Source organism: Pseudoxanthomonas sp. SGNA-20 (genome assembly GCF_003931635.1).
In the GTDB taxonomy this organism is placed as follows: Bacteria; Pseudomonadota; Gammaproteobacteria; order Xanthomonadales; family Xanthomonadaceae; genus Pseudoxanthomonas.
In genome coordinates this window covers 23,924-38,481 of record NZ_RRYK01000004.1, presented here as the reverse complement: position 1 = coordinate 38,481, position 14,558 = coordinate 23,924, and the positions used below count along the sequence as shown (strand labels likewise).

General features: G+C 70.8%; 11 protein-coding genes and 1 riboswitch. Of the genes, 7 read left to right on the top strand and 4 right to left on the bottom strand.

Annotated features, from left to right (window positions below):
• Positions 1-32: 32 nt before the first annotated feature.
• Entirely contained in the window at positions 33-734 is a 702-nt protein-coding gene (locus EIM48_RS08895; RefSeq protein ID WP_125111488.1) for a response regulator transcription factor, read from the bottom strand.
• Positions 735-867: 133 nt separating this feature from the next.
• Between EIM48_RS08895 and EIM48_RS08890 the strand changes: the two genes are divergently transcribed.
• The 4 genes from EIM48_RS08890 to EIM48_RS08875 all read left to right on the top strand — a co-directional run bounded on the left by EIM48_RS08890 (position 868) and on the right by EIM48_RS08875 (position 7,310).
• Entirely contained in the window at positions 868-2,589 is a 1,722-nt protein-coding gene (locus EIM48_RS08890; protein WP_125111487.1) for a glycosyltransferase family 39 protein, read from the top strand.
• 120 nt (positions 2,590-2,709) lie between these two features.
• Positions 2,710-3,468 (top strand): phosphatase PAP2 family protein, encoded by a 759-nt coding sequence (locus EIM48_RS08885; RefSeq protein WP_125077226.1) that lies wholly within the window; start codon positions 2,710-2,712, stop codon positions 3,466-3,468.
• Complete coding sequence (locus tag EIM48_RS08880) at positions 3,465-5,126, top strand: phosphoethanolamine--lipid A transferase (RefSeq protein ID WP_125077227.1); 1,662 nt, start codon at positions 3,465-3,467, stop codon at positions 5,124-5,126. Before EIM48_RS08885 ends, EIM48_RS08880 begins: the two co-directional genes overlap by 4 nt.
• A gap of 183 nt (positions 5,127-5,309) precedes the next feature.
• Positions 5,310-7,310: a M2 family metallopeptidase gene (locus EIM48_RS08875; protein ID WP_125111486.1), complete on the top strand. Its 2,001-nt coding sequence runs from the start codon at positions 5,310-5,312 to the stop codon at positions 7,308-7,310.
• A 71-nt stretch (positions 7,311-7,381) separates the two neighbouring features.
• On the opposite strand, the gene EIM48_RS08870 is transcribed toward EIM48_RS08875, so the two are convergent.
• From EIM48_RS08870 to EIM48_RS08860, 3 genes are read right to left on the bottom strand one after another with little or no spacing between them, the layout of a single operon-like run.
• Positions 7,382-7,831, bottom strand: a complete 450-nt coding sequence (locus EIM48_RS08870) for a hypothetical protein (RefSeq protein ID WP_125077228.1) — start codon at positions 7,829-7,831, stop codon at positions 7,382-7,384.
• A gap of 28 nt (positions 7,832-7,859) precedes the next feature.
• Positions 7,860-9,110 (bottom strand): multidrug effflux MFS transporter, encoded by a 1,251-nt coding sequence (locus EIM48_RS08865; RefSeq protein WP_019399441.1) that lies wholly within the window; start codon positions 9,108-9,110, stop codon positions 7,860-7,862.
• Positions 9,107-9,994, bottom strand: a complete 888-nt coding sequence (locus tag EIM48_RS08860) for a hypothetical protein (RefSeq protein WP_125111485.1) — start codon at positions 9,992-9,994, stop codon at positions 9,107-9,109. Before EIM48_RS08860 ends, EIM48_RS08865 begins: the two co-directional genes overlap by 4 nt.
• Positions 9,995-10,246: 252 nt before the next feature.
• A riboswitch (glycine riboswitch) is annotated at positions 10,247-10,368 on the top strand.
• A gap of 50 nt (positions 10,369-10,418) precedes the next feature.
• Here EIM48_RS08860 and gcvP point away from each other — a divergent pair.
• The 3 genes from gcvP (at position 10,419) to EIM48_RS08845 (ending at position 14,394) form a co-directional block, all read left to right on the top strand.
• The gene (gcvP, locus tag EIM48_RS08855; protein WP_125111484.1) at positions 10,419-13,283 is read left to right on the top strand and encodes an aminomethyl-transferring glycine dehydrogenase; all 2,865 of its coding nucleotides are present in this window, start codon (positions 10,419-10,421) and stop codon (positions 13,281-13,283) included.
• 95 nt (positions 13,284-13,378) lie between these two features.
• The gene (locus EIM48_RS15320) at positions 13,379-13,594 is read left to right on the top strand and encodes a hypothetical protein (protein WP_158675201.1); all 216 of its coding nucleotides are present in this window, start codon (positions 13,379-13,381) and stop codon (positions 13,592-13,594) included.
• Between the two features lie 245 nt (positions 13,595-13,839).
• A complete protein-coding gene (locus tag EIM48_RS08845; RefSeq protein WP_125111483.1) occupies positions 13,840-14,394 on the top strand; it encodes an outer membrane beta-barrel protein in 555 nt (184 codons plus the stop codon).
• The last annotated feature ends 164 nt before the right edge of the window (positions 14,395-14,558 follow it).

The window sequence follows — 14,558 nt, the reverse complement described above, 5'->3', positions numbered from 1 at the left end:
CCCCGCGCTTGCGGTCCAGGGCGCGACGCGGGCTATTCGGCATGCAGGCGTTCCTGGTGCCCGGCGGGGCCGAGCCGGTAGCCGACGCGCGGCAGGGTGTGGATCAGCTTCTCCTCGAACGGGCCATCCACGCTGCGCCGCAGGTCGTAGATGTGGGAGCGCAGCATGTCGCCGTCCGGCGGCTCGTCGCCCCAAAGGGCCTGTTCGAGCTTCTCGCGGGTGACCACGGCCGGACTGGCCTGCATCAGCACCTGCAGCAGCTTGCGGCAGGCGGGATACAGGTGCAGCGGCTTGCCGGCGCGGCTGGCCTCCAGCGTCGCCAGGTCCAGCTTCAGGTCGCCGACCGTCAGCAGCTTGCTGCGGCCGCGTCCCTGCGCGCGCACCAGCAGCGCTTCCAGCCGGACTTCCAGCTCGGGCAGCGCGAACGGCTTGGTGAGATAGTCGTCGGCGCCGGCGCGGAAGCCGGCGATCTTGTCGGGCAGCTCGTCGCGCGCGGTCAGCATGATCACCGGCAGTTCGGACAGGTGTTCCTCGCGCAGCCGGCGCAGCACTTCCGGGCCGTCCATGCGCGGCATCATCCAGTCCAGCACGATGGCGTCGTAGGGCTGCGTGGTGGCCAGGTGCAGGCCGGTGATGCCGTCCGGCGCGGCATCCAGGGTATGGCCGCGCGCCTCGAAATAGTCGAACAGGTTGGCCACCAGATTGCGGTTGTCCTCGATGACGAGCAGCCGCATCGTCGGTCTCCGGGAAAGATGTGGTCGTGCATCGTAGCCGGGCGATGTCGGAAGCGCGTCGAAACGGCAGGTTCCGACAAACTTCCCACGCTCGCCGCGGCATAGTCTGCGCCCGTTTTGCCCGCATTCCAACGTGCAGACTTCCATCACACCCCTGGAGCGGCGGCGGCGTTGGGCCTACCGCGCCGCGCTGCTGGCGATCGTGCTCGCCCTGCTGGCCGGGCTGGGGCTGCGCCAGCCCAACCCGCCGGACGAACCCCGCTTCGTGCTCGCCGCGCGCGCGATGGTGCAGAGCGGGCAGTGGCTGTTGCCGCACCGGGGCAGCGAGTTGTACGCGGAAAAGCCGCCGGTGTTCATGTGGATGCAGGCCGGCGCGTTCGAACTGGTGCGCGACTGGCGCGTCGCCTTCCTGCTGCCTTCGCTGCTCGCGGCGCTGGCGACCCTGTGGCTGACCTGGGACCTGGCGCGCCGGCTGTGGAACCGGCGCGTGGCGCACTACGCGGTGCTGGCGCTGTTCGCCACCTTGCAGTTCGGGGTGCTGGCCAAGCGCGCGCAGATCGACATGGTGCTGGTGGCGATGACCACGCTGTCGCTGTGGGGACTGTTGCGGCACCTGCTGCGCGGCCCCGACTGGCCGGCCTGGGCGCTGGGCGCGTTCGCCGCCGGGCTGGGCACGGTGACCAAGGGCGTGGGTTTCCTGCCGCTGCTGGTGCTGCTGCCGTGGGCGGCCTGGCGCCACCGGCATCGCGCGGACGCGGTGCGTGGCGCATGGCCGGCATGGCTGGGCGCGGTCCCGGCCTTCGTCGCCGGCACGGCGGTGTGGCTGCTGCCATTGGCGATCGCCCTATGGCAGGCTCCCGACCCCAGCCTGCGCGCCTATGCGCACGAATTGCTGTTCAAGCAGACCGGCACGCGCTACACCGCGGCCTGGCACCACGTGCAGCCGGCCTGGTACTACCTGCAGGTGATCGCCACGTTGTGGCTGCCGGGCTGCCTGCTGCTGCCGCAACTGCTGCCGGCCTGGCGGCGGCGCCTGCGGCGCGGCGATCCGCGCCATTGGCTGCTGCTCGGCTGGAGCGTGCTGGTGCTGGCGTTCTTCAGCGCGAGCCCCGGCAAGCGCGAGGTCTACATCTTCCCGATGCTGCCGGCGCTGGCCGTGGCTGCCGCGCCGCTGCTGCCCGGATTGCTGCGCAGGCGCGCGACCCGCTGGGTCCTGGCCGGTTATGTCTGGCTGCTGGCGCTGGCCGCGCTGGCGGTCGGCGCCGGCCTGTGCATGCAGGCCGGATGGGCGATGCGGGGCGCGCTCAAGCGCGCTATCGACCCGGCGGCGATGCAGGTGTTCGGCGCCTGGCTGCTCGCCTTCGCCATCCCTGTCCTGCTGCTCGCGGCCTGGGCGCGGCTGCGACGCGCCGGCGCGCTGGTGGTCGCCACCACGGCGCTGCTGTGGACGATCCATGGCCTGGGCCTGATGGTGGCGCTCGATCCCTACAGCTCGGCGGCCGGCCTGATGCAGCGCGTGGGCGAGCGCATCGGCCCCGGCGCGGAACTGGGGATGATCGCCTGGCGCGAGCAGAACCTGCTGCAGGCGGACCGGCCGGCGGTGGACTTCGGCTTCAAGCAGCCCTGGGACGTGCAATGGGCACGCGCCGCGGACTGGGTGGCGCAGGCGCCGCAGCGGCGCTGGCTGTTCGTGCTGCGCGACGCGATGAGCCCCTGCGTGGACCGCGCGCAGGCGATCGACATCGGCGAGTCCAACCGCAATGCCTGGCAACTGGTGCCGGGCAGTGCACTGAAGCCGGGCTGCGTGACGCCCGCGAAAGACCAGGCCGGCGCGGGCGACGACAACGGCAACTGAACCGCCGGGGACGTTGTCTGAGGTTAAGCGCTGGGCAACGGTTGTCCGACCGCTTTCCGACAAACCGGCCCGGATCATGCCCGCCATTGCCGGAAACGGCCTTTTGCCCGTTGGCGCCCGATGAACCTGATGCCTGCATCCGCCACGGATGCCTTCCCCGTTCTCCGTCCGTACAGCCGCTTCGTCGCCACCCACCTGTGGATTCCGCTGGCGGCGGTGCTGGCGCTGAGCGCGCTGCTGACGGCCGGCGGCGTCGACCAATGGCTGGCCACGCAGATCTATCACGCCGAAGGCGGGCACTGGCTGCTCAAGGACCATTGGTTCACCGCCAAGCTCGTGCATCGCGGCGGCAAGCAGGCCAGCACCGCCGCGGCGCTGGCGCTGTTGGTCTTCGGCCTGTATGCGCGGCGCTCGCCGCGCTGGAACGCCTGGTCGCGCCCGGCGTTGTACGTGGTGCTGGCGGTGGGGCTTTCGACCGCGGCGGTATCGTTGCTGAAGGGAGCCACGCACATGGACTGCCCGTGGGACCTGGCCAGCTACGGCGGCACCCACGCCTTCTACGGGCTGTTCGAATCGCGCCAGGGCGTTCCGGCGTCGGGCTGCTTCCCGGCCGGGCATGCCAGCGGCGGCTATGCCTGGGTCGCGCTGTACTTCGCCGCGCTGGCGGTCCGCCCGCGCTGGCGCAAGGCCGGGCTGGCGATCGGTCTCGGCGCCGGGTTGCTGTTCGGCGTTTCCCAGCAACTGCGCGGCGCGCACTTCCTCTCCCACGACCTGTGGGCCCTGGCGGTCTGCTGGGGCGTGTCGCTCGGCTTGTACCTGTGGCTGTTGCGCCCGCGGGCGCGCAGCGCCGCGGCCGGCGCGGCGGGAGAAACCGCATGAGCCTCTCGTTGCCCCGCAGCGGCGTGCTCTCGCGCCTGCGCGCGCTCGACTGGACGCACCGACCCGAAGTGTCGGTGGAAACGCTGGTGCTGGGCAGCAGCGTGTTCTTCGCGCTCGCCTGCAACCGCATGTTCTGGCATGCGTCGCTCGCGACGCATCCCGGCGACATCGGCTTCGCCGCGTCGCTGTTCTTCCTGCTGGTCTCCGTGCACGCGCTGCTGTTCGGCCTGCTGGTGTGGCGCTGGAACGCCAAGCCGCTGCTGACGCTGCTGTTCGTCACCACCGCGTTCGCCACGCACTACATGAACAGCTACAGCGTCTACCTGGACGCGGACATGCTGCGCAACGTGCTCAACACCGACCACAAGGAATCGCGCGAGCTGCTCACGCCCGCGCTGCTGTGGCCATTGCTGTTCTACGCGGCGCTCCCGATCGCCGTGCTGTGGCGGGTGCGGCTGCGCCGCCGCAGCTGGAGCCGCGCGCTCGGCGTGCGCCTGCTGTTCCTGGCGGCCATCGCGGCGGTCGGCGCCGCCGGTTCGATGCTGTCGTTCCAGGGCCTGTCGGCGTTGATGCGCAACCATCGCGAGGTGCGCTACCTGGCCACGCCGGTCAACTACCTGGTCGCGCTCATGCAGGTCCTCAAGACCGACTCGCCGATCAAGCACAAGCCGAAGCTGCCGATCGAGCACGATGCGATGGCGACCCCGCGCGCGCCGGGCAGCCGCCCGCGCCTGCTGCTGATCGTGCTGGGCGAGACCATGCGCGCGCAGAACTGGGGCCTCAACGGCTATGCGCGCCAGACCACGCCCAAGTTGGCGCAGACCGGGGTGATCAACTTCCCCGACATGCACTCGTGCGGCACCAGCACGGAGGTCTCGGTGCCGTGCATGTTCTCGCCGTTCGGCCGCCACGATTACGACGAAGCGAAGATCCGCGCCCACCAGTCGCTCCTGCACGTGCTCGAACACGCCGGCATCGCCACGCTGTGGCGCGACAACCAGTCCGGCTGCAAGGGCGTGTGCGAAGGCCTGCAGATCCAGCAGCTCGACGACGCGAAGAAGCCCGGGCTGTGCAAGGACGGGCGCTGCATGGACGAGATCCTGCTCGACGACCTCGCCGCGCAGGTGCGCGCCAGGCCGGGCGACCGCGTGGTGGTGCTGCACCAGCTCGGCAGCCACGGCCCGGCCTACTTCCAGCGCTACCCGGCGCAGTTCCGGCGCTTCGCGCCGACCTGCGACACCGCCGAGCTGGGCAACTGCAGCCGCGAGCAGATCGTCAACACCTACGACAACACGGTCCTGTACACCGACCATTTTCTGGACCGCGCGATCGGCACGCTGCGCGCCCTGCCCGACTACGACACCGCCATGATCTATCTCTCCGACCACGGCGAGTCGCTCGGCGAGAAAGGCCTCTACCTGCATGGCGTGCCCTACGCGATCGCGCCGGCCGAGCAGACCCGCGTGCCCATGGTGATGTGGTTTTCGCCGGAATTCGCGCAGGACCGCGGGCTCGACCTGAAGTGCCTGCGCCAGCGTGCGAACGGGCGCGCCGACCAGGACAACTTGTTCCACTCGGTGCTGGGCCTCATGCAGGTGAGGACCTCCGTCTACGATCGCTCGCGCGACCTGTTCGCCGGCTGCGCCAGCGGCCAGTAAGCTCGCCTCGCCCCATGGAGTGGGGTTGAGGGCGGCGATGTCCCGGGGGCCCCGTCCGCCCCTCGTCCGTCCCTTCGGGGCCGCTTCCCCCGAGGGGAGAAGACGGGTCCCCGCGCCGCGCCTTGCCAGTGCCATCCCGGGCCTCTAGCCTTCGCCGGTCGCACTCACGCAAAGGGACCCCTCGTGAACCATCGCCCCCTGCTGCTAGCCATCGCCGTGGCCGCCGGCCTGCTGTCGCTGTCGGCCTGCCGCAAGACGCCCAGCCCGGAACAGGAAAAGCCTGCCGCCCGGGCCGAGAACGGCGAGACCGCCGACCAGTTCGTCGCCCGCATCAACGCCGAGTTCAAGGCCGCCTATCCGGAGCTCACTTCCGCGCAGTGGCTGTCCTCGACCTACATCAACGACGACAGCCAGCTGGTGGCGGCCAAGGCCAACGAGCGCGCCCTGGCCCAGCTCAATGCCTGGATCGAGGAAGCGAAGAAGTTCGAGGGCCAGCCGATGTCCGACGACAGCCGGCGCGCCCTCAACCTGCTCAAGCAGGCCACCGCCATGCCCGCCCCGCGCGACCCGGAGAAGCTGGCCGAGCTGACCCGGATCGCGGCGAAGATGGAAGGCGCCTACGGCGCCGGCACCTACTGCAGCGGCGAAGGCGCGGCCAGGAAGTGCCGCCAGCTGGGCGAGCTGGAGGACGTGCTGAGATCCAGCCGCGACTACGACGCCCAGCTCGACGCCTGGGCCGGCTGGCACTCGATCGCCCAACCGATGCGCGAGGACTACGTCCGCTTCGTCGAGCTGGTCAACGAGGGCGCGCGCGAACTGGGCTACGCCGACACCGGCGCGATGTGGCGCAGCGGCTACGACATGGAGCCGGACGCCTTCTCCGCCGAGACCGACCGCCTGTGGGAGCAGGTGCGCCCGCTGTACGAGCAGCTGCACTGCTACACCCGCGACAAGCTGCAGCAGACCTACGGCGTGGAACGCGGCGTGGTCGGCGAGGGCCTGCTGCCGGCGCACCTGATGGGCAACATGTGGCAGCAGGACTGGGGCAACCTCTGGGACATGCTGCAGCCGTACAAGGGCGTGGGCGACCTGGACATCACCGCCGCCCTGGAGCGCCAGTACCAGCAGCTGCTCAGCGCCGCCCTGCACCGCCGCGGCCCCAGCCCCGGCCCGCGCGAGCGCTTCGAGGCCGAGCGCGAGGCACAGCTGGCCATGGCCAAGGCGATGACCGAGCGCGCCCAGGACTTCTACGTCTCCCTGGGCATGCCCCGGCTGCCGGAGAGCTACTGGGAGAAGAGCCAGTTCATCAAGCCGCTGGACCGCGACGTGGTCTGCCACGCCAGCGCCTGGGACATGAACATGGGCGGCGCTGACGGCAAGTCGCCGGACGTGCGCACCAAGATGTGCATCAAGCCCAACGAGGAAGACTTCACCACCATCTACCACGAGCTGGGCCACATCTATTACGACCTGGCCTACAACCCGCAGCCGCCGCTGTTCCAGAACGGCGCCAACGACGGCTTCCACGAGGCCATCGGCGACACCATCGTGCTGGCGATGACGCCGAAGTACCTGGAGTCGATCGGCCTGGTCCAGGGCCAGGCGCAGAGCCACGAGGCGCTGATCAACACCCAGATGCGCATGGCCCTGGCCAAGGTCTCGTTCCTGCCGTTCGGGCTGATGATCGACCGCTGGCGCTGGGGCGTGTTCGACGGCTCGATCACCCCGGACCGCTACAACCAGGCCTGGTGGGAGCTGAAGGCGCGCTACCAGGGCGTGGCCCCGGTGCAGCCGCGCGGCGAGGAGTTCTTCGACCCGGGTGCCAAGTACCACGTGCCGGGCAATACCCCGTACACCCGCTATTTCCTGGCGCACCTGCTGCAGTTCCAGTTCTACAAGTCGCTGTGCGAGGCCGCCGGCCACACCGGCCCGCTGTACGAATGCAGCTTCCACGGCAGCGAGGCCGCCGGCGAGAAGTTCCGCGCCATGCTGGCGCGCGGCGCCAGCCAGCCGTGGCAGGCCACGCTCAAGGAGCTGACCGGCAGCGAGCGGATCGACGGCGGCGCGGTACTGGAGTACTTCGCCCCGCTGCAGGAATGGCTGCAGCAGCAGAACCAAGGCAAGTCCTGCGGCTGGCAGGCGCCGGCGGCGCAGGCGGCCACGACCCCGGCCAAGGACGCCTGAGGCGGGCCGACGGAAGCTGCAAACAGCAAGGGCCGGCGCAAGCCGGCCCTTGCCTTTGCGGCGGGCGGGACTCAGTGCAGCGCCGGGCCGGAGGTATCCGGTTCCTGCCGCTCGCCCTCGTCCTCGCCATCGACCGGGCGCGCCGAGGCCATCTCCGCCTCCAGCTGCTGCTCGTACTCCTCCGGCGATTTGCCGTTGGCCGCCGCCTCCAGCGCCGCCTCGTCGCGCAGCACGTCCGAGTACACCAGCTTCACCGGCACGCCCTGCTCCTCGTGCAGGCGCTGGGCGCGGCGCATGAGCATCAGCATCTGCGCGGCGCTGTCGCTGCTGCCGGCGATGCGCCCGTCCATGCCCAGCACCCAGACCCCGCCCTGCCGCACCACGCCGGCCAGCAGGTTGCCGTCGCGGTCGCGCAGCTCGGCATGCGGTTCGATCGGCGGGCGCCCGGCCCGGGCGCGGTTGCGCTCGCGTTCGGCCTTGCGCTTGCGCGCGTCACGGCGGGCCTTGGACTGGATGGACATCGGGATCTCCGGGGGGAAGGAAGGAAGGTCAGAGCTGCTCGCCCGGCTCGATCATCGGGCCGGAGGGCGGCGGGGAGGCAGGCGGCCGCGCGCGTCGGGCGACGCTGGACTCCCAGCGCCAGATCGCCCAGCCGCCGGCCACGAACGCGGCCATGCCCAGCGCCAGGTGCAGGCCGTGGTGGCTCAGCAGCGGCGACAGCAGGCCGGCGACCAGCGAGTTGAGCACCAGCTGGAAGAACGCCTGCAGCGAGGAGGCGGCGCCGCGCTGGCGCGGGTACATGTCCAGGATCGCCAGGGTCAGCACCGGGAACACCAGGGCCACGCCGAAGGCGAACAGGCTCATCGGCAGCACCGCCCACGGCACCGCGATCGCCGGCGCCAGCACGTTGTAGGCCACGTTGAGCGCGGCGGCGGTGGCCGAGCAGGCGAAGCCCGCGCCCACCTGCCGGCCCGGCGGCCAGCGCCCGGCCAGGCGCCCGGACAGGAACGCGCCCAGGGTCATGCCGCCGATGGTGGGGATGAACAGCCAGGCGAACTCGCGCTCGCCCAGGCCCAGCAGGTCCATCAGGAATGCCGGCGCCGAGGCGATGTACAGGAACATGCCGGCGAAGTTCAGCGCACCGGCCGCGGCCAGGCGCTGGAAACGCGGGTTGGCGCCGATCGCCGCGTAGTCGCGCAGCAGCCGCCGCGGCTGCAGCGGCAGGCGCAGTTCCGGCGGATGGGTCTCCGGCAGCCAGCGGCCCACGCTCGCCAGCAGCATCAGGCCGAACGCGGCCAGGAACCAGAAGATCAGCGGCCAGCGCCCGGCACCCAGCATCCAGCCGCCGATGATCGGCGCGATCGCCGGGGCGATGCCGAAGATCACCGAGACCTGGCTCATCAGCCGCTGCGCGTCGTCGCCCTGCAGCACGTCGCGGATCACCGCGCGGCCGACGATCAGGCCGACTCCGGCCGACAGCCCCTGCAGCGCGCGGAACGCCAGCAGCGTGGGCAGGTCGCGCGACAGCGCGCAGCCGGCCGAGGCCAGGGTGAACACCACCAGGCCGGCCAGGATCACCCGCCGCCGTCCCAGTGCGTCCGACAGCGGACCATGCACCACGCTCATCAGCGCGTAGGAGATCAGGTAGACGCTGATGGTCTGCTGGATCGCCACCTTGTCCGCGCCGAACTGCGCGGCCATCTGCGGGAAGGCCGGGAAGATGGTGTCGATCGAGAAAGGCCCGAACATCGCCAGGCCGGCCAGCAGCAGGGTCAGGGTCCGGGTACTGCGTGCGCTCATCGGGACGGGCCACCTTCCCGGGCCGGCTGGATCGCATCGGCGGCCGCGGGCGCAACCGCCCCGGCATCCGCGGCTTCGGCGCCGGGCGCCGCGTCCGCGGGCAGCTCGGCATCATGCGCCGGCTGCCCGCCTTCCGGCGCGCGCACCTGCTCGATCCGGGCCAGGTTGGCCACCGGGAACACTTCCACCTGCTTCGGCCCGGGCCACCACACCAGCACGTAGGCGCTGGTGGTGCCCAGCAGCCGCGCCTGCCCGGGGACCGGAGCGTCGGCCCCGGCCAGGGTCAGGCGCACCTGCGGCAGGTCCGAGCGGCCCTCCACCACCCGGTTGGCATTGAGCACGCTCCACACCAGCAGGTACTGCAGCGATAGCACCAGGCCGAACAGCACCAGCTGGGTCTCGAACGACAGCCCGGACACCAGCCAGCGCTTCCTGTCGTCCGGGAACAGGAACACCCAGCGGATCCACGGGTGGCGCGCCGCCAGCGCGCGTGCGCGCTCCGGATTGCGCGCGGCCCAGCGCACCGGGACCAGGCTGACCCGCACGAAGGCCAGCACCGCCAGCACCACCAGGAAGTAGTCCGGCCGGCGCAGGCCGATCACGAACAGGTCGGCGCCCTGCAGGTATTCCAGGATCGGGAAGTCGAGGCGGCGGTAGAACCAGTAGTGCGACCACATGCCCATGGCCGACACCAGCGCATAGACCAGCGACACCACCAGCACCGGCTCGCGCTTGAGCAGGCGCACCAGGCGGTCGATCGCGCTGGGTGCGGCTGGCCCCATGGCACCGCCCGCGGGCGCGGTTTCCGCCGCCGCGGCTACCGCGGCCGGCTCCGGAATGGCGATGGTCGCTGCTGCAGTGGCGTGGTCCGGATCGGAGGTCATGGGCCGCGGTCCCGAAAGGATGGCCATGGTAAGCCAAGCGCCCATCCCCGCTGCACCCGGCGGCGCTGGCGGGCTTGCCCTGTCCGGCTGCCCCCGGGTGCCGCCGCCCCGGGCCGCGCCCGCCGCCACCGGCCTGCCCGCCGCCGCGGCCACGGTATAATCGCCACGCTGTACCTGGTGGGAGAAGCCGGCCCCGGCCGGCTGCCGAAGGCGCAAACGCCCGTAATCGCTCAGGCCCGATACCACCGCCGCTGCAAACACTCTGGAGAGACCGGCCACGCGAGAGCGCCAGCGCCGGCGCCGAAGGGGCACGAAGCACGCGACCTCGTCCGCGCGGCTTCCAAACTCTCAGGCAAAAGGACAGAGGGGCACCCCGCCGCGCCCGTGCGCGGCCTCCATTCCTGCCCTGTCCGGACCGCTCTCCATGTCCCAGCACGCTTCCTCCCTGCGCGAACTCGAGCAGCACGACGCCTTCGTCGGCCGCCACATCGGCCCCAACGACGCCGAAATCGCCACCATGCTCCAGGCCGTCGGCCACGACTCGCTGGAGGCCCTGACCGACGCCATCGTCCCGGCCGGGATCAAGTCCGCCGAGCCGCTGGCCCTGGGCGGCAGCCTGACCGAGGAGGAGGCGCTGGCCCGGATCCGCGCCATCGCCAGGAAGAACAAGGTCTTCCGCAGCTTCATCGGCCAAGGCTATTACGGCACCCACACCCCGGCGGTGATCCTGCGCAACATCCTCGAGAACCCCGCCTGGTACACCGCCTACACGCCCTACCAGGCCGAGATCTCGCAGGGCCGCATGGAAGCGCTGGTGAACTTCCAGCAGATGTGCGCCGACCTGACCGGCATGGAGATCGCCAACGCCTCCCTGCTGGACGAGGCCACCGCCGCCGCCGAGGCCATGACCCTGGCCAAGCGCGCCGGCAAGTCGAAGTCGGACACCTTCTTCGTGCACGACGCCGTGCATCCGCAGACCCTGGAAGTGCTGCGCACCCGCGCCGAGCCGCTGGGCATCACCCTGCGCGTGGGCACCCCGGAGGAGGCGATGGAAGCCGAGTGCTTCGGCGTGCTGCTGCAGTATCCGGACACCTTCGGCCACATCGGCGACCATCGTGCCCTGGCCGAGGCCGTGCACGCGCGCGGCGGCCTGGTCGCGGTGGCCACCGACCTGCTGGCCCTGACCCTGATCGCCGCCCCGGGCGAATGGGGCGCGGACATCGTGGTCGGCAACTCGCAGCGCTTCGGCGTGCCGTTCGGCTTCGGCGGCCCGCACGCGGCGTTCATGGCCTGCCGCGACGCGTTCAAGCGCTCCATGCCCGGCCGCCTGATCGGCGTGTCGGTGGACACCGAGGGCAACCCGGCCTACCGCCTGACCCTGCAGACCCGCGAGCAGCACATCCGCCGCGAGAAGGCCACTTCCAACATCTGCACCGCGCAGGTGCTGCTGGCGGTGATGGCCTCGATGTACGCCGTGTACCACGGCCCCGAGGGCCTGGCCCGGATCGCCCGCCGCACCCATCGCATGGCCGCGATCCTGGCCGCGGCCCTGCGCAATGCCGGCATCGAGGTCGGCGGGCGCTTCTTCGACACCCTGCACGTGAAGGGCGTGGACGCCGGCGCGATCCTGGCCCGCGCCCGCGAGGCCGGCATCAACCTGCGCCAGATCGACAGCGAGGCGGTGGGCATCAGCCTGGACGAGACCACCACCCGCGCCGACCTGGCCGCCCTGGCCGGCCTGTTCGGCGCCAGCATCGACATCGACGCGCTGGACGCCGCCACCCCAAACGCGCTGCCGGCCGAGCTGCTGCGCACCAGCCCGTTCCTGCAGCACCCGGTGTTCAACACCTACCACAGCGAGCATGAGCTGCTGCGCTACATGCGCTCGCTGTCGGACAAGGACCTGGCCATGGACCGCACGATGATCCCGCTGGGTTCGTGCACCATGAAGCTCAACGCCACCTCGGAGATGATCCCGATCACCTGGCCGGAGTTCAGCCAGGTCCACCCGCTGGCCCCGGCCGACCAGGCCGAGGGCTACGCCCAGCTGGTGTCCGAGCTGGAGGCGATGCTGGCCGAGTGCACCGGCTACGACGCGGTGAGCTTCCAGCCCAACTCCGGCGCCCAGGGCGAGTACAGCGGCCTGCTGGCGATCCGCGCCTACCACGCCAGCCGCGGCGAGGGCCACCGCAACATCTGCCTGATCCCCGAGTCGGCGCACGGCACCAACCCGGCCTCGGCGCAGATGGCCGGCATGAAGGTCGTGGTGGTCAAGTGCGACGCCAACGGCAACATCGACCTGGAGGACCTGCGCGCCCGCGCCGAACAGCACTCGGCCAACCTGGCCGCGATCATGATCACCTACCCGTCCACCCACGGCGTGTTCGAGGAGGACGTGGTCGAGATCTGCCAGATCATCCACGCCCACGGCGGCCAGGTGTACACCGACGGCGCCAACATGAACGCCCTGGTCGGCCTGGCCAAGCCGGGCAAGTGGGGTTCGGACGTCTCCCACCTGAACCTGCACAAGACCTTCTGCATCCCGCACGGCGGCGGCGGCCCGGGCGTGGGCCCGTGCGCGGTGAAGGCGCACCTGGCGCCGTTCCTGCCGCGCACGCTCGGCGGCGACGGCAAGGTCGGCATGGTCAGCGCGGCCAGCTTCGGCAGCGCCTCGATCCTGCCGATCAGCTGGATGTACATCGCGATGATGGGCGCCGCCGGCCTGCGCAAGGCCACCCAGGTGGCCCTGCTCAACGCCAACTACATCTCGAAGAGGCTGGCCCCGCACTACAGGACGCTCTACACCGGCCGCAACGGCCTGGTCGCGCACGAGTGCATCCTCGACATCCGCCCGCTGGAGAAGGCCACCGGCATCGGCGCCGAGGACATCGCCAAGCGCCTGGTCGACTTCGGCTTCCACGCCCCGACCCTGAGCTTCCCGGTCGCCGGCACGCTGATGGTCGAACCGACCGAGAGCGAGTCCAAGCAGGAGCTGGACCGCTTCATCGACGCCATGATCCAGATCCGCGAGGAGATCCGCGCGATCGAGGACGGCCGCCTGGACCGCGAGGACAACCCGCTCAAGCACGCCCCGCACACCGCGCAGCAGGTGTCGGCCAGCGAGTGGAAGCACGCCTACCCGCGCGAGCTGGCCGCGTTCCCGCTGCCGTCGCTGAAGAAGCAGAAGTACTGGCCGCCGGTCTCGCGCGTGGACAACGTCTACGGCGACAAGAACGTGTTCTGCGCCTGCATCCCGGTGGACGCGTACAAGGAAGAAGCCGGCGCCTGATCCGGGCGCCCGCGTTGCCGCCAGAAGGCCCCGCTACGGCGGGGCCTTCTTTTTGCGCGGCTCAGTCGCGCAGCGGCAGGTCCGGATGCTCGTCGATGCTGCCGTCCTCGCAGGACCACGTAGCGCTTGCCGTCGCGGTCGAACAGGAACGGGATCGGCGGCTGGAACAGCGGGCGGCGCACGAAGCGCAGTTCCCAGTGGAAATGGCGCATGGTTTCCACGGTCGCCTGCTGTCCGGGGGTGAGGCCGGCGACCAGCTGCTGCGGGTCCACGGGGGCGTTGGACCGGCGGCGCTCTTTCGGGGGGTTTGACACGACAAATCTCGAACACGGGTGGGGGAAGCCCGCGCCTGGCAGGACCGCCCGGACCTCCTTTCCGGAACGTGCCAGCCGCTGGCGGCCGCTGCCGCCACGACGCTGGTCTGGGGCACCTCATTTTCGCAGCTTGGGCGCCCCTGCGCCCGAACCTTTGACAAATTCCTGACACTGCTGGACCTGCCGGCCAAAGTGCGCGCTGCCCGGACGGGCATACCGAGAAAACCACTGGAAGGTCATACATGAAGAACATCCTGGCCCTGGCTGCGGCCCTGGCCCTTTGCACCCTGTCGACCGAGGCCCTCGCCGGCCAGCCCTTCGTCCGCGCCGAAGCCGGCAACAGCGACATCGAAGTCAGCTACGGCCGCTACTTCCGCGGCAGCGACAACGACACCGCGCTGCTGGTCGGCGGCGGCTACTGGTTCACCCCGAACCTCGCCGTCGAGGGCCACGTCGGCTCGCTGTACACCGAGTACCTGGGCTGCGACTACGACCTGGACCTGGTCACCGTCGGCGCCGGCATCGTCGCCAAGAAGCACTTCGGCCCGCAGGAAACCGGCTTCTTCGTCGGCGCCCGCGCCGGCGTGGCCCGCGTCACCCTGCAGCTGCGCGAGGACCGCTTCGACATCGTCGACGACGAGAGCTCGACCAAGCCGTACTACGGCATCAGTGCCGGCTACGACTTCAGCCGCCGCTGGGACCTGGGCCTGAACTACGACCGCCGCCGCGCCGAATCCAACGGCGTCAACGTGGACGTGGACACCATCACCTTCGCCGGCGAGATCCGCTTCCGCTGAGCAAGGATCGCGCGCCGCGCGGCGCGCCGGGAGCAGCCACGGGAAGCCCCGCGATGCGGGGCTTTCCTTTGCGCGGATGGCGGTGACCGGCGGGCGCATCGCCGCCGATCGCCCGGCGATGCGTTGCAACGAAGCCCGTGCATTTCACGGATGCCTTACCCCGA

Excerpts from the sequence above, each read along its gene's own strand:
- gcvP (WP_125111484.1), top strand. The coding sequence starts at position 10,419 with ATGTCCCAGCACGCTTCCTCCCTGCGCGAACTCGAGCAGCACGACGCC.
- EIM48_RS08880 (WP_125077227.1), top strand. The coding sequence starts at position 3,465 with ATGAGCCTCTCGTTGCCCCGCAGCGGCGTGCTCTCGCGCCTGCGCGCG.
- EIM48_RS08860 (WP_125111485.1), bottom strand. The coding sequence starts at position 9,994 with ATGACCTCCGATCCGGACCACGCCACTGCAGCAGCGACCATCGCCATT.
- EIM48_RS08895 (WP_125111488.1), bottom strand. The coding sequence starts at position 734 with ATGCGGCTGCTCGTCATCGAGGACAACCGCAATCTGGTGGCCAACCTG.
- EIM48_RS08870 (WP_125077228.1), bottom strand. The coding sequence starts at position 7,831 with ATGTCCATCCAGTCCAAGGCCCGCCGTGACGCGCGCAAGCGCAAGGCC.
- EIM48_RS08885 (WP_125077226.1), top strand. The coding sequence starts at position 2,710 with ATGAACCTGATGCCTGCATCCGCCACGGATGCCTTCCCCGTTCTCCGT.
- EIM48_RS15320 (WP_158675201.1), top strand. The coding sequence starts at position 13,379 with ATGCTGCCGTCCTCGCAGGACCACGTAGCGCTTGCCGTCGCGGTCGAA.
- EIM48_RS08865 (WP_019399441.1), bottom strand. The coding sequence starts at position 9,110 with ATGAGCGCACGCAGTACCCGGACCCTGACCCTGCTGCTGGCCGGCCTG.
- EIM48_RS08845 (WP_125111483.1), top strand. The coding sequence starts at position 13,840 with ATGAAGAACATCCTGGCCCTGGCTGCGGCCCTGGCCCTTTGCACCCTG.